The sequence below is a fragment of the Neorhizobium puerariae genome, assembly GCF_042429745.1.
GTDB classification, from domain to species: Bacteria; Pseudomonadota; Alphaproteobacteria; order Rhizobiales; family Rhizobiaceae; genus Neorhizobium; species Neorhizobium puerariae.
This window is the reverse complement of sequence record NZ_JBHMAA010000011.1, coordinates 84351-97922: the sequence shown is the minus strand read 5'-3', so window position 1 is coordinate 97922 and position 13572 is coordinate 84351. Positions and strand designations below refer to the sequence as shown.

Genomic DNA, 13572 nt, shown 5'->3' with positions numbered 1-13572 from the left:
CGGGGGCGGCCGCAACGTCATCCGCATGTTCGTCGAGGGCATGTCCGTTCAGGGGCCGGAGCCGCCACGGGAAGGTCCGCCTGTCGACGTGCCGGATGCCCACACCCGGCCCAGAAAATCGCGGACGAGCGGGACCACCTCGTCGAGATTGGTCTCCAGAAGCCAGTGGCCGCCGTCGAGCAGATGGAGTTCCGCATCGGGAAGATCCCGAAGGTAGGCGCGCGCCGATTGCTCCGGCATATACCCATCCTGCGGACCCCACACGATCAGCGTCGGTGGGCGGTGTCTGGCGAGGTAGTTCCGATGCTGCGGAAACCAGGCGCGATTCTCCTTGAGCCCCGCGATCAGTTCGACTGCGATCTCCTTGCGCTTCGGTGTCATCAGCGACCAGTGCAGTTTCCACAGATCGGGAGGAATGCGTTCGGCAAGTTCAGGCCTGACGTCGTTCAGGAACTCCTTCCTGAACGTCTCCTCGTCGACCGCTTCCGCCAGCTTCTCCTTCATGTCGGACCGGGGAAGACGCCAGGTCCTTTCGATCTCGGCATATTTCGATCCCAGCGCATCCTCATAGGGAATGTCGCCATTCTGGACGATGAGCGCCATGACGCGCTCCGGCGCCTTGATGGCCAGCCGCGCGCCGATGGGAGACCCGAAGTCATGCAGATAAAGTGCGAAGCGCTCCACGCCGAGCGCCTTCACGAAACCGTCCAGGAAATCGGCATAGCCGTCGAAGCTGTAGTCGAAATCGTCGGGCGTGGCGCTGTAGCCGGAGCCGGGGAAATCCGGCGCGAGCAGCCGCCAGCGATCCGCCAGCCGTGGCAGGAGATTGCGGAATTCGTACGATGAGCAGGGATAGCCATGCGGCAGCAAAACCACGGGCGAGCCCTGCCGCCCTGCCTCCCGATAGAAAATACCGAGGCCGTTGACGGTCGCGTATCGATGGGTCGTCGGCTGCATGACGTGCCTCCCGGCGAATCCGATCCCTGCAGATTGCCCCCGAACCGCCCAGGCATCCGTTCGTTCCCCGCGCCGGCAAACACGGGCGATCTTCCGATTGCCGGATGGAGCCCGGCGCCCGTCGGACGTTTGTGCGGCGCTCCCTATCCACCCGGCGTCAGCATCCCGTCATCGTGGGTTTCCGGATGCAGGAATGTTGGAACAGGCAAATTCATCCGCGGGCACGGTCGCCCACGGAGAGGAAATGTTCAAAGCCGAGCACCAGCATCGCACCGAGCGCGTAGGCCAGTACATCCCACCAGTCCGGTGTGGCGCCGAGCACGATCCTCAGTATCCGGTTTGGAATCTGGAAAGAAAAGCTGACCATCAGATACTGCATCAGCTCCACTGCGACACCCGTTCCAAACGCGATGCCGGCAAGCAGGGCCGGCTTTGCCCGAACCAGTGTCTTGAGCAGGAAATAGACCCAGACGACGGCCAGCACGTCCCCAACAAAACTGCGAATCCAGCCCAGGCGATCGCCCAGCACCGCAAGCAGCAACAAAATCACAAAGAAAATGACGGCGTAGACAAACGCCACTCGGTTCAAGCCAATTTGCATGACGAGGATTTAGCCAAGCATCAACCAACTGTCGAGCGGTCAGCAGATCTGGCGGCAAGCTCTTCGACGGACCACGCGGCAAAGCACTTGCCTGAGCCGAGGTCGATGCGACGGTCTGCAGTGCCGCCGTGTTCTCTACCACGGGCAAATCCGTCGTTTGCGCTTGCGCTTGCACGGCCATCAGCAGGGAGACAAGAAGGCTTGCCCGATGAATGCTGAACAGCATGATTCTCCCCTGAGATGGGATCAATTCAGGCCCTATGCCGACGGCACCGAGGGGACGGGTTTCGAAAAGTCGTCGGACGCGCGATGACGGCTATACGCGTATCGCGTCGATTGCCTCTTCGTCGCAGATGATGTCCCTTCGTGTCGGTTCAGGTGCCGCAGGCAGCACCGTCCCTTCGCGCTGGATGCGGGCTACGGGATCGGATGCATAGTTCCTGACAAAGCAGCGCATGGCGTGAGCAACACCCCGTGAGTTCACTTCGCGATAGTCAGCCTCGTAATAGAGGCCACCGGCATGGCTGCCGGTAATAATCTCGTATGAAGGGAAATAGTCGACCCACGCGAAACGTGAGGTGATTTGATCTGCGGCCACCCGAAGCACGGACTTGCTGTAGGTCGTTGAAACAAGAACATTCCTGTTCTCATAGGTCGCGATCAAGGGCACCGGCGAAACCGTCAGCAGCACCTTCACGCGTGGGTTTTTTCTCCTGAGTTTCCTCAGGAAATCTGTAAGATCGGTATCGACATCAGCAAGTCTGAAATTGACGAATTCATGGCGCTTGCGGTCGAACGATCCAGCAACCACGCCTGGCGCCAGCGGAAACACCGCACCATCGATCTTCGAACGCCAAGCCTCCGTGAGACCTAGCGTGAAAACCAGCACGTCCGCATCCGTGAAAACTGACCGCACCGCCGCGAGATGCTGCTTGCGCGCATCCCTTACGGCATCGATCGTTTCAAACCCGTCCGGCTCGATCTGCGGCCGGTAGGGATCGACATACCGGCCGTCCTTCCGCAACCACGCCTTCTCAACCGGCTCCCGTCCCTCGAAGGCCTCGTTAAACAGTTGCAGCAATTGCCGAGCGGTATAAAGATTTCCGTAGCGTGCCGAAAAGACGCCGAAATTTCGCCGGTTGCGCTCGTCTTCCGGCAATGCTTCGCCATTTTCCGGCACGAAGTAGTGGAAACCTATCTGTTGCAACTGCCGGGAAATATGCTGCGCAAAACAGCTGCCAGCCGTCGCGATCCTTGATGTTCTGTCGAGACGGAACTTGGGATTGACGACCGGATCGAAGAGGTGCGTTTCCACGCGCGCCACAGACCGTCGCCAGAGCTGATAATCCTCGATCGCTGCATAGGGGTTCGTCATCGGGCTGCCTCCGCTATGACCGCTTTGATATTTGCGTAGCGTGGTCGAACCGCACTTTCGACCTGGATGGAATTGGGCGGAAGGCTGGCATAGACCTCGAAGCTGCGCTCGATGAATTTTTCCAGCGAGATGAGCCGGTATTCGTTCGGCACCTTGAAAAGATATGATCCTCTTGTGCCAAAAACCTCAGCGATTTCGGGATATACTGGATAGCATGGACCGTTCAGAAGATTGTCCGCCGGCAGAAGATCGCTCTCGACGGTATTGACACCGAGGCGCTTCATGAAGATCCGGGCAATATCGTAGATGCAGCGGATCTTCGGGTGATTGACCGAATACATGAAAGCGTCGCCGCGAGACCATTGCGCAAAGGACGACGAGATGTCCAAGCCATATTGCGAGAAATGCTTGAGGAGCTGCGTCCGTTCCTGCTCCCAGCGGGAGAAGAAGTCGCATCGCTCGAAGACGTCACGCCGGAACAGCTTGCGGGTCGCTTCGGTGGTCAATCCGGCCTCGTACGCTGCGAGAACGATCATCGAATGATATGACCCCATCGGGCTGTCTATCGGGCCATTCGAAAAGGCGTAGCAGACGTCGGGATGGTAGGCATCGAAATTAATCGACGGAATGAAGTCAAGATTCTGCGCTATCGTGAAATCGAAATCGATATTGCGGAATTGAGGATGCACGACAACTCTGAAGTATCGAGGCAGGTCTTCCTTATATTTTTCAATATTCTTCCTGAAACCCCAGACGTCCATCGAATCGATACGGAAACGCGGATTGAGCAATTTCAGGGAGTTAGCAAGGCCAAAAGTCTGGCAATTTGATAATATGAGCCACGATTCCATCAGAAAGCCATTCAAGTCAGCCGTATTCAACGATCAGTTCTTCATATCGAATTACCGTAGAGCTACATGGCCGGTTTCTCCTCAGCACGGCAGGGCAGGAAAACGGGTTCATTGTCCTTCGGTCCTCGGTGAGGGTCTATATCGATCGCGTCATGGCTGAATGATTTGCGGCAGAAGATGTCTTAACCCACCCCTCGCGACGCGCTCAGCATCTTGGGAAAGCCTCTATGCCATGCGAACGATCGATTGCGGTGTTCCATGACCTCGGGGGGCACCCAAGATTCGGAAACCGGGTCTCGTGGCTTCCACCAGATCGGTCCTCGTCCAGCGGTGCATACGAGCCTCTGACCCACCGCAAATGGGCTGCGCTATCACTCCAGACGCATACAAAACGCAGCCTCTGCACAGCTGGCATGCGATTGCCGCTCATTTCATGAGCAGTGCGCCACATATTCGATCATAAAGAATTATAATGCGCTAATTTTGAGATCATTATCCGCTTATAATTCCGCTTTTCATCCCGCCTCCTGTTGACCACAGTGGATTCAATGAAATGGGAACGCATGAAAATCTGAGAGGTCCAGCCCGTGTCGATGAACGGCGGTCAATCGAGCCGTACTGTCCATGAAGTGGTAGCGGATACGCTCGCCGCTTGTGGTGCCGAGTGCCTTTTCGGGCTGATCGGGGATGGAAATCTCTTCATGGTCGACAGCTTTGTGAGGTCCAAAAAGGGCAGATACATTCCCGCCACCCATGAAGCCGCAGCGGTCCTGATGGCCCTTGGCCATGCCCAGCGAACCGGCCGGACCGGCGTCGCGACGATTACGCACGGGCCCGCCTTGACCAATGCGCTCACAGCGCTGACGGAAGGGGTGAAGGGCGGAATTCCGCTGGTCCTCGTCTGTGGCGATACCCCGCCTGACAATCTTCAGCACCTACAGAAAATCAACCAGCGGGAACTCATCGCGGCGGCCGGGGCCGGCTTCGTCGAATTGCGCAAGCCGGAGACCGTTGCGGAGGATATCGCCACCGCATTCCGCAGGGCCTGCCTCGAACGACGCCCCGTCGTCCTCAACATGCGCGTCGATCTGCAATGGGAGCCATCCAGTTCCATCCCGATGAAACTACGGATGCCTGAGACCCGCGCCTTGGTTCCGACGAGCGCCGACCTGGACGAAGCTCTCGGCATTATCGCGAGTGCCCGCCGCCCGATCATCCTGGCCGGCCGCGGAGCCGCAGGCACGGAAGCGCGGGAAGCGCTCATCCGGCTTTCCCGGCAGATAGAGGCGCCCTTGACGACGACCCTGAAAGCCTCCGGGCTATTCGAGGGGGAAGCATGGAACCTCGGCGTTTTTGGCGGCCTCAGTCACCCGGTCGCCGTCGAACTCATCATGCAGAGCGATTGCATAATCGCATTCGGAGCAAGTCTCAGCCGCCACACGACGGAATCGGGTTCCTTCGTCCGCGGAAAGTGCGTCATTCAGATTATGTCGCGGGCAACTGATCTGGCCACCAACGTCGTGCCGCAGATCGGAATCGTCGGTGACCCCGCGCTGACCGCGGATATCATGTGCGAGATGCTTCGGGGCGCGGAAATCGAACCTTCCGGTTTTGCGACGGGCGAAGCGCCAAAGCTGGAGAATGTGATCGCGCAGGCGGCCGGCCGGCAGGACAATCTTCCCGATGGCGTTGTCGATCTCGATACCGCGCTTGTGAAACTCAACGAGGCCGTGCCCTCCGACCGAACGCTGGTGACCGACCTCGGTCGTTTCGTCACGACGGCCTGGCTCGCCTTCCCGGTGCGCGCGCCGGAAAAATTCATCCACACCGTCCATTTCGGAGCCATCGGCTTCGGTCTCGGGCAGGCGATCGGTGCGGCGGTCGGCTCGGCGGGCGAGCCGACCGTCATGGTGGCGGGCGACGGCGGCTTCATGCTCGGAGGCCTATCGGAGATATCCACCGCCGTACGGGAGAAGCTCGATCTCATCATCGTCATCTGCAACGACGCCAGCTATGGCGCGGAACATATACAGTTCACCAACCGCTCGATGAGTCCCGCCCTGTCTCTTATCGGGTCCCCGGATTTTGCCGGGATTGCCAGATCAATGGGGGCCGCCGGCATCAGCGTCCGTTCGGCCAAGGACATCGAAACGGCCTGTGAAGCCGTCAGGCAGCGTTCGGGGCCTTTGCTCATCGACCTCAAGCTCGGCGCCAACCATGTGCCGATGCGGTAGCCGGCCCCGGGTTTCGCCCGCCGCCCGGACGACCGTCAGGCGACCGGCCCGGCGCAGGCGGCAATAGCAGTCCAGACAACCAACATGCCTACCAAAAGAAAAGGGGAACACATGCAACTCACACGTCGCAGAATGCTTCAGGTCTCCATGGCGGCCGCATCGTCCTTCGGCCTTCCGGCTTTCGCGCAGGCAAAGCCGCTGGTCGTCAATATGTTCGGCGGTCGCTGGGAAAACGACTGGCGCAGCTCCGTTCTACCGAAATTCTCCAAGGAGATCGGACGGCCCGTCAATCTCGATATCGGGCTCGGGATGGGCTGGGTTTCGAACTTCCGCGCCGCAGGAGCGCAAAACCCGCCGTTTTCTGCGGTCATGCTCAACGAGCGCTACACCGCCATGCTGCGTGACGACGGATATTTCGAAACGCTGACCTCGTCGCTCGTCCCGAACCTGAGCGATGTCATCGCCCCGGCGCGCCTGAAGGGCGACACCGCCGTGACCGGCATGCTCGCTCCGCTGGTCATCGGCTACCGCACCGATCTGGTCTCCGAACGGCCGCGCGGCTGGGCCGATCTGTGGCACGACCGTTTCAAGGGCCAGCTTGGCCTTTATGCGATCACCAACTCCGCAGCCATGATGATGTCCTTGTGGGCAGGAGAACATTTCGGCTCCGGCCGCGACGACATCGACACGGCCATCAAGAAGTTCAAGGAACTGAAACCCTTCCCGCAACTCGGCTATTCGGCCCAGCTTACGCCTCTCCTGACCCAGGGGCAGATAGCGGTCGCTCCTATCGATCTCGGAGAGATCTCCACGATGCAGGCGCAGGGCGTTCCAGTCGACTATGTCATCCCGGAAGAGGGCATGTTCGTTTTCGACCACTCCTTCAGCCTGTTGAAGCATGGCGCTGACAAGCAAGACGGTGCGAGATACATCAACTTCGTGCTCAGTCCCGAAACCCAGACCTGGATGGCGAAGAACTGGCTGATCGCACCGACCAACAAGACGGTGCAGCTTCCGCCGGAACTGGAAAAGTGGCCGCTCAGGCAGGACCAGGTATCCAAGGCCATCCGTTTCGACTGGACGGCAGCCAACAAGATAAGCGCAGCTCTCTCCGATCAATGGGCCCGGAACATCTAAGGCCATGGCGAAGGTGGAGGTCAAAGCGCTTACGAAGCGATATTCGGATGTCGTTGCGCTCGATGGTGTCAGCCTGCATGCCGAGAGCGGGGAACTGATCTCGCTCCTCGGTCCCTCGGGCTGCGGCAAGAGCACCACGCTACGATGCCTGGCGGGCTTCCTGTCGCCGGATTCCGGCGACATCAACGTCGATGGCCAAAGCATTGTTGCGACGCCCTCCAACCGACGCGACTTCGGCGTGGTGTTCCAGAACTACGCGCTCTTTCCGCACATGACCGTGGCCGAGAATGTCGGCTATGGACTGCTTTTCCGGAAGATTCCCAAAAGCGGGCACAGGCCGCGCATCGACAGCGCCTTGAGGATGGTCCGCCTGACGGGTCTGGCGGATCGCCTTCCGAAGGCCCTTTCCGGTGGCCAGCAGCAACGCGTCGCCCTCGCCCGGGCATTGGTTATCGAGCCGCGCCTGCTTCTGCTCGACGAGCCTCTCGCCAACCTCGACGCCCGATTACGTGACGAGGTGCGCTGGCTGATCCGCGAAGTTCAGCAGCAGAGCGGGATGACGGCATTTTATGTCACGCACGACCAGGCGGAGGCCATGGCGATTTCCGACAAGGTCGCGGTGATGAAATCCGGCAGGGTGGCCCAGTTCGCCACCCCGCGGGAAATCTATCAGCGCCCGAGCGAGCGTTACGTCGCCGACTTCACCGGGGAAGCCAATTTCCTTGCGGCCAAGGTCGTCGATGGATCGTCGGGCGCGTTCCGCGTCGAGGTCTCCGGACGCACGCTCGACGTTCGCGGTATCGCCTCGTTGAAGGCCGGCGATCGGGCGGAACTGCTACTGCGGCCGGAATCGCTCGGCCTGGTCGCGGACGATGAGCCCCCAACCGCCCTGTTCAGGGGAACGGTGTCGAAAGCCGCCTTTCTGGGAGCCAGCCAGCATTGCGAGGTAGCGCTGGCGACGGGCGGCATGCTCAAACTGGCCGTTCCTCCGAACACGTTCATCTCTATCGGCCAGCACGTCGGCATCTCCGTCGATCTTGATCACGCCTGGCTGATGCCGGAGGTGAAGCCATGAGCGGCCGCAGGAAATGGCAGGTCCTGTTCGGTATTCCGGCGATCCTGCTGTTGTTCGTCTTCCTCGTCATGCCGCTTGCGGGCATGGTGGAGATGAGTTTCAGGACGTCCGGAACCGGCGCGCCCTATGGCGACGACTTCACGACTGCGCATTATTCGCGGGTGATCGGCGATGCATTCTATATGTCGACGCTCCTGCGCAGCCTGGTTACCGCCGTGATCGTCACCCTCCTGTGCCTGATCGTGTCCTATCCACTTGCCTGGCACCTCTCCAGGGCGAAGGGCGGCAAGGCCCTGTTTCTCTACGCCTGCATCGCTTCCCCGCTGATGACTGGCGTTCTCGTTCGCAATTTCGGATGGATGATCGTCACCGCAATCGACGGCCCCCTGAACACGTTGCTCATCGCGCTCGGCATCATTTCGAGGCCGCTGCGGCTTCTATTCACCCAAGGCCTCGTCGTGATGGCGCTGGTGCACGTCTTCATCCCCTTCATGGTGCTGCCGATCAACAACGCGCTTCGCAACATAAATCCTGCCCTGTCCGAAGCCTCGCTATCGCTCGGCGCCGGCCGCGCCTCGACCTTCTTCAGGATCATCCTGCCCCTGAGCTTCCCGGGCATCCAGCCCGGCGTCATCCTGGTCTTCGTGCTCAGCGTTGCGGCCTATGTCACACCCGCTCTGCTCGGCGGCCAGATGGTGAACCTCATGCCGACCCTGATCATCCGGGAGTTGACGGGCACTTTCGCGTGGCCTTTCGGGTCGACGCTTGCGATCGTCATGTCGATGTCCACCCTTTCGGTCGTCATCTGCTTCTCCCTGCTGACGGCGAAGCTGATGGAAAGGGTGCGCGCATGACCGAATCTTCCTCGACGCGGGGCGGTTCGGCCGTTTCGCCTTCGGCACGCTGATCCTCCTGCTCTACGTCTTCCTTCTGGCGCCGCTCGTGGCGATCATGCTGGCTTCGTTTACCGGCGGAGAATTGATGCGCGTGCCGCCGCAGGGCCTTTCGCTACGCTGGTTCATTGCGTTCTTCCAGCGTCAGGATCTGGTGGACGCCCTGCTGATGTCCCTGCGGGTCGCATCCGTCACCAGTATCGTGATCTGCGTGCTCGGCATGATGGCGGCGCTGTGCAGCCAGGCACTTTCGAAGAGGCTGGCGATAGTGTTCCAGATCTCCATGACGCTGCCGCTTCTCGTGCCGGAACTTCTGACCGCCATCGGCCTGCTGTTCTTTCTCTATCAGATCGGCCTCGCCAAGACGTTCCTGGGGCTGCAGATGGGGCATATCCTGATCGCTTTCCCCTATGCCTACGTCTCGATCGTCGCAGCGTTCCGGCAGATCGACCCGGCGATGGAAGAGGCATCCGCGAGCCTTGGCGCTTCCGGCTGGGAAACGTTCCGGCGCATCCTGCTGCCGCTGGCGGCACCCGGGATCGTGATGGGAGCGGTCTTCGCATTCATCACCTCGTTCGACCTCTATACGATCTCGCTTCTCCTGAAGCCTGTCGGGGGCAATACCCTGCCCTTGGCCCTGTTCGACTTCCTCACCTACGAATTCAGGCCGACCGCGGCGGCGGCCGCGACGCTCTCGATATTGCTCTCCGCCCTGGGCGTCGGGCTGATCCAGAAAATCGTCGGCCTCCAGCGTGCGTTCTGACCAGCCGACTGCTCAGCGGGAATACTCAGCCATGACATCTTCGCCCGAACCGAAAAAGATCCTCTATCAGCTCGTGAGTCCGCTGCATCTCGTCACCGGAAGCGGGGAAGTCGACCGCAGGCGGAGCATTCTGCGCGGTTGGGTCTCTCCGTCCATCCGCATCGACATAGCCTCCCCCGGCGACGGGCCGCCAGTCATCGAATCGCAGATCGACGCGGCCATGGTCTTCTCCAATCTCCGCCCGATTGCGCCGCAATGGGCCGAGAATGGCTACGAGGCGGTGATCGGCCCGGGAGAGGCGTCTCTTCTCGCGGCCATACAGTTCGGGGAGCGTTTCTCGGTCCTGTCGTCCGATCCCACGCCCCAAGGGTTGCGCCGGCGCGTCAGGTCGATGGGGCTTGGCGACCGCTTCGTCTCGGAGCGTGTCGTGGGGGCCTCGGTTTCCGATCTGCGCCGCAGTCCCGGGAACGCCTTCGACCGGATGATCCAGTCGGCGAAACTCTGTGTGGAGGACGGCGCCGACGTCATCGTGCTCGGATGTCTCGCCATGTGCTTTGTGGACGGGCTGGTCGAGCGCCTGCAGCAGGTGCTTGGCATCCCGGTCATCAATCCGGTCATTGCAGGGGTCAAATCGGCGGAGGCCTCCCTGAACTACGGCATCTCGACCAGAACCAGACCGGCCAGGACGAAAATATGACGAGGGAGAATTTGAAGATGACGGCGACATTCGAGACCGGCGGCATCGAGGCGCTGGCGGCAGCCGCGCGCCGCAGCGACGCGCAACATGTACCCATCGCCGATTTCCGCTATCCCGACGGCGTGCATATCGCCGTCAATTTCACGCTGGATTTCGACGCGATGCTGCTTCGGCGGCTGTGGAACGAACCTGCCCTCCAGCGCGCGAAGGGAGAATTCGGCGGCCGCGTCGGCATATGGCGCCTGCTCGATATGTTCGATGCCCACGATGTGAAAGCGACGGTCTTCACGCCAGGACGCATTTGCGAACTCTACCCCAGGGCTCTCAGGCGCGCCGTCGCGGCTGGCCACGAGCTCGCGGATCACATGTGGGAACACCAGGTGCCGGAAGACCTCCGACTTGAGGAGGATCATCTCGGCAAGGCGATCGCCGCGCTTTCGGCGATATCGAAACAGCCGGTAGCAGGCACCAGAAGCAGCCATACGCCCGCGCTGTTGAGGCGGATGGGCGTTACCTACAACTCGTTCACATCCGCCAGGTCGATGCCCTTCTATCAGCTCGACGAAAACGGCGAGAACGAACTCCTGCAACTGCCTTTCCACTACGCCGTCGATGACGCGATGTATTTCAGCTTCGGCTGGCTAGGCACGCCCAATGCCGCCCAGCGCCTCTACGATCCCGAGGCGGTGCTGGAAATCTGGTGGCAGGCATTCCGGCAGCAATATCGCGCCGGCGGCTATTTCAATCTCCTCCTGCATCCTTTCGTGTCCGGTCATGCCGCGCGCGTCGACATGCTGGAGAGGCTGATCCAGCGCATGAAAACCCTGCCGGGGGTCTGGTTTCCGACCTGCGGGGATCTCGCTGGATATTGCATCGAACAATTCCCCTTCGATCAGCAACCGCGGTCGTCCAAGTGAGGTAAATCCATGCCCTGGAAACAAAACTATACGATATCGGACGAGATCGCCATCGCCGATGCCGACATCGTCTGGCCCAACGGGAAGCAATGCTGCTTCGGCATCGTCGTGGACCTCAGTCCGGTGACGTCTCCGGCGGGTCTGACGGAGAAATCCCTGGCCTATCCGACCTATCACTTCGGGATGAACGAAGGTCTCGACAGCTTCCTTGACATGTTCGCGCGGCATGGCCTGCGCGCCACATTCGCGATTCCAGCGGCCATCGCAGGAATTTATCCTTCCCTTATCGCGACAATCTCCGGAGCGGGCCATGAGATCGCAGCCAACGGGCTATTCGGAGAAGACCCGTTGACGCTGGACGAAAAGACGGAGGCGGAACGTGTCATTCAGGCTACCGAACTGATCGAGTCGGTGACAGGCACGCGGCCCCGGGGCTGGTATTCGCTTCCGAGGCCGACGGACCCGTTTGCCACCGGCAACGTCAGCGGCCGGACGATCGACCTGCTGATCGCCAGCGGATATGCGTATTTCGGCAACAGTCTTGCCGACGATGCACCGCATTACTGGGTGACCGACTTTGAAAACCGCAAGAACCTGCTCGCCCTGCCCTACTACTACCATTTCGACGACCGCTTTTTCCTGATGTTCCCCTCCGAAGGCACCGGGCTGGAGCGGCCCGATGTGCTCTTCCGGAACTGGAAAACCGAATTTGCCGCCCAATACAGGCGTGGCCGCCATTTCTCCATGACTGTCTCGCCGCAACGCAGCGGCTGGGGCCACCGGCTGGATAATCTCGATGCCTTCCTGTGCGAGGCCGTCGCGATGCCCGGGATATGGAATGCCACCGGCTCGGAAATCGCGGACCACTGGACCCGACAGCATCCCGCAGCGACCTATCTCAAACTCGAACCGTCGATCTGGAAAAGCTACGAAGGAAGCCTGAACTGATGCCGCAGGACAACGGAATCGCGGACAGCGAAAGCCTCCTGGCGGGCCTGCTCCGCTGGGTGGAGTTCGAGACACCGACCGGCCGGGTCGACGTGATCGGCAAACTGCTCGACCACATCGTCTCCGAAGCTTCTCCACTCGGCTGCGGGATCGAACGGATCGCTGGCCGCGACGGCATGGGCGATCATCTGATCCTGCGATTTGCAGGAGGACCGGCGCGGGGTATCCTGTGCACCAACCATCTCGACACCGTATGCACCCCGGGATCGGTTCCCATGCGGCGCGACGGCGACAGGTTCCATGGTCCGGGCATCGCCGACATGAAAGGTGGCGCCTACCTGGCCTTTTCGGCGATCCGCAACATCGTCCGATCGGGGCAGATGATGCCAGGTCCGCTTACGCTCGTCTTCAATACCGATGAGGAGATTGGCTCGCCCACATCCCGCGCGGTCATTCAGGACGAGGCGCGCAAGGTCGCCTGCGCCCTCATCCCCGAACCTGCGCGTGGAGACGAGGCAATCACCTTCCGGAAGGGACGTGCGAAATACCGGATCGACATCACTGGCCGTGAGGCGCATGCTGGATCGGCCTTCGCCGACGGGCGCTCGGCCATATCGGAAATGGCCCGCACCATCGTCGCGCTGGACGAGATGACGGACATCTCAGCGGGAACCACCGTTAACGTGGGCTACGTGAGCGGCGGCACGGAGCCAAACGTTGTCGCCGGCAAGGCGCATTGCCTCGTGGATGTCCGGTTCTCCGAAAACGACGCCGGCCACGCGGTTGAGCAAAACCTGCGCAGGCTTGCGCCGCGCGATCCCCAGGTCCGGATCGATGTCGCGGGCGAGATCGAAAAGCCGTGTCTGGACCGCAGCGCGGACACGCTGGACCTGTTTCGGCATGCCGAGCAGATCGCGCGCGAGATCGGCCCGACCCTTGTCGAGACGTCCAGCGGCGGCGGCAGCGATGGCAACTTCACCTCAGCGGCCGGCACGCCTACGCTGGACGGCCTCGGCGCCATCGGCAACTTCTGGCACTCGCCGAACGAGCACATTATCGTATCCGCCCTTGCACGACGCGAGCTTCTGCTTCGGCGGTTGTTCCTTACGCTCGGCGGCTGAACA

General features: G+C 60.8%; 13 protein-coding genes. 9 read left to right on the top strand and 4 right to left on the bottom strand.

Annotated features, from left to right (window positions below):
* Positions 1-48 precede the first annotated feature (48 nt).
* The 4 genes from ACFFP0_RS09210 to ACFFP0_RS09195 form a co-directional block, all read right to left on the bottom strand.
* A complete protein-coding gene (locus ACFFP0_RS09210; protein WP_377259383.1) occupies positions 49-957 on the bottom strand; it encodes an alpha/beta fold hydrolase in 909 nt (302 codons plus the stop codon).
* 211 nt (positions 958-1168) lie between these two features.
* Positions 1169-1537: a ribosomal maturation YjgA family protein gene (locus tag ACFFP0_RS09205; RefSeq protein ID WP_377259380.1), complete on the bottom strand. Its 369-nt coding sequence runs from the start codon at positions 1535-1537 to the stop codon at positions 1169-1171.
* A gap of 337 nt (positions 1538-1874) precedes the next feature.
* The gene (locus ACFFP0_RS09200) at positions 1875-2933 is read right to left on the bottom strand and encodes a GSCFA domain-containing protein (RefSeq protein WP_377259377.1); all 1059 of its coding nucleotides are present in this window, start codon (positions 2931-2933) and stop codon (positions 1875-1877) included.
* The gene (locus tag ACFFP0_RS09195; RefSeq protein ID WP_377259374.1) at positions 2930-3814 is read right to left on the bottom strand and encodes a WcbI family polysaccharide biosynthesis putative acetyltransferase; all 885 of its coding nucleotides are present in this window, start codon (positions 3812-3814) and stop codon (positions 2930-2932) included. Before ACFFP0_RS09195 ends, ACFFP0_RS09200 begins: the two co-directional genes overlap by 4 nt.
* A gap of 563 nt (positions 3815-4377) precedes the next feature.
* Here ACFFP0_RS09195 and ACFFP0_RS09190 point away from each other — a divergent pair.
* The 9 genes from ACFFP0_RS09190 to ACFFP0_RS09150 all read left to right on the top strand — a co-directional run bounded on the left by ACFFP0_RS09190 (position 4378) and on the right by ACFFP0_RS09150 (position 13569).
* Positions 4378-6018: a thiamine pyrophosphate-binding protein gene (locus ACFFP0_RS09190; RefSeq protein WP_377260120.1), complete on the top strand. Its 1641-nt coding sequence runs from the start codon at positions 4378-4380 to the stop codon at positions 6016-6018.
* A 111-nt stretch (positions 6019-6129) separates the two neighbouring features.
* The gene (locus tag ACFFP0_RS09185; protein ID WP_377259371.1) at positions 6130-7155 is read left to right on the top strand and encodes an ABC transporter substrate-binding protein; all 1026 of its coding nucleotides are present in this window, start codon (positions 6130-6132) and stop codon (positions 7153-7155) included.
* A gap of 4 nt (positions 7156-7159) precedes the next feature.
* On the top strand, positions 7160-8230 hold the full coding sequence (locus ACFFP0_RS09180; protein WP_377259368.1) for an ABC transporter ATP-binding protein: 1071 nt from the start codon (positions 7160-7162) through the stop codon (positions 8228-8230).
* Entirely contained in the window at positions 8227-9084 is an 858-nt protein-coding gene (locus ACFFP0_RS09175) for an ABC transporter permease (RefSeq protein ID WP_377259365.1), read from the top strand. The genes ACFFP0_RS09180 and ACFFP0_RS09175 overlap by 4 nt, the downstream gene beginning before the upstream one ends.
* A 97-nt stretch (positions 9085-9181) precedes the next feature.
* Complete coding sequence (locus tag ACFFP0_RS09170) at positions 9182-9886, top strand: ABC transporter permease (RefSeq protein WP_377260118.1); 705 nt, start codon at positions 9182-9184, stop codon at positions 9884-9886.
* Positions 9887-9917: 31 nt separating this feature from the next.
* Entirely contained in the window at positions 9918-10583 is a 666-nt protein-coding gene (locus ACFFP0_RS09165) for an aspartate/glutamate racemase family protein (protein ID WP_377259362.1), read from the top strand.
* Positions 10584-10600: 17 nt separating this feature from the next.
* Positions 10601-11500 carry a polysaccharide deacetylase family protein gene (locus ACFFP0_RS09160; RefSeq protein WP_377259359.1) on the top strand — a complete coding sequence of 300 codons (900 nt, stop codon included), beginning with the start codon at positions 10601-10603 and terminating at the stop codon, positions 11498-11500.
* A gap of 9 nt (positions 11501-11509) precedes the next feature.
* Positions 11510-12448 carry a polysaccharide deacetylase family protein gene (locus ACFFP0_RS09155; protein WP_377259356.1) on the top strand — a complete coding sequence of 313 codons (939 nt, stop codon included), beginning with the start codon at positions 11510-11512 and terminating at the stop codon, positions 12446-12448.
* Positions 12334-13569, top strand: a complete 1236-nt coding sequence (locus ACFFP0_RS09150) for a M20 family metallopeptidase (protein WP_377259353.1) — start codon at positions 12334-12336, stop codon at positions 13567-13569. Before ACFFP0_RS09155 ends, ACFFP0_RS09150 begins: the two co-directional genes overlap by 115 nt.
* Positions 13570-13572: the final 3 nt, after the last annotated feature.